Consider the following 1,009-nt stretch of genomic DNA (forward strand, 5'->3'; position numbering starts at 1 on the left):
GAAAATACAGTTAGTTCAATTTAATATATGATTTTCTAGGAAAAGGAAAAATAAGCTCATAAAACGCCCATAGTGCATAAATTATCAGCAATTAGACCTTACTAATAATGTTAGATCTCGCCCTGAGACTTAAATGCATTCATCAGAAGCAATGAAAAAACCAGAGTTAAAAACATTCGAGAAAGGCAATTTAAATATGACAGTCATATAGAGCGATTTAGGTCAATAATAGAGAGCATCGCTCAAAGTGAAATTAATATTAATGGACAAGAATATATAATTGAATTACTTTCTCAAGCATGGAAAAATACATATAACAACCCAGAAAACATTAAATTCCAGAAATGGCTCGGCAATTGTAATAGTAAAAAAACAGATTGGCTAGTTAACTATGTTAAAAAACAAAATGAGCGATTTGTTCTTCCTTGGCAACCTTTGTCTGATTCCGAGAAATATCTAGCAATTCAATCTTACTTTGACTATCAGTTTTTGTTCCATCCTACAGAAACACAATTGCTTTTTTTGAAATTAAGACCAGCTTGGAACCAAAGAGAGTTTCAAAGTAAAAACAATGGTATTAAGTCTAGAGGTATTTCAATGTCAGAACGCACTACCAAACGACTGAACTGGCTTGCAAAAAGTAAAGACCAAAAAATAAACACCACTATAAAAGAGCTTATTGACCAAGAATTTGAATTCTTGGGTGGTCCTTCTAAATTATGAATGATCAAAGTTGGAGAGCCTTTTTGCTCTCCAACTTTTGCTGGGCTACCGGCTGACTACCCTATCAATCACCCAAGCTTGAACCTCACTCTCAACCCAGGCCACAGCTCTATCACCAAGCGACACCTGCTTAGGGAACTGCTGTTTTTCTATCGAGCGACAGGGCGGGATTCCACTTTGTTCAACTTTTAACCAAATATAATCTTTGAACGATATTCGCCGGACCAACCTGACTTTCTACGCTTGGCTGCTAAGCTATCTTTTTCGCTAATATCCTGCTTTATCG

At 36.0% G+C, this 1,009-nt stretch carries 2 protein-coding genes; one reads left to right on the forward strand and one right to left on the reverse strand.

Annotation, left to right across the window (positions count from 1 at the left end; translation table 11 throughout):
* Window positions 1–435 precede the first annotated feature (435 nt).
* A complete protein-coding gene (locus tag K6Y21_RS21070) occupies window positions 436–723 on the forward strand; it encodes a hypothetical protein (RefSeq protein ID WP_233073911.1) in 288 nt (95 codons plus the stop codon).
* Between the two features lie 45 nt (window positions 724–768).
* Here the strand turns inward: K6Y21_RS21070 and K6Y21_RS21355 are convergent, their stop codons facing one another.
* Entirely contained in the window at window positions 769–951 is a 183-nt protein-coding gene (locus tag K6Y21_RS21355) for an AlpA family phage regulatory protein (protein WP_285229775.1), read from the reverse strand.
* Between the last annotated feature and the right edge of the window lie 58 nt (window positions 952–1,009).

It is taken from the genome of Motilimonas eburnea (assembly GCF_021295345.1).
Classification (GTDB): Bacteria; Pseudomonadota; Gammaproteobacteria; order Enterobacterales; family CBDFNC01; genus Motilimonas; species Motilimonas eburnea.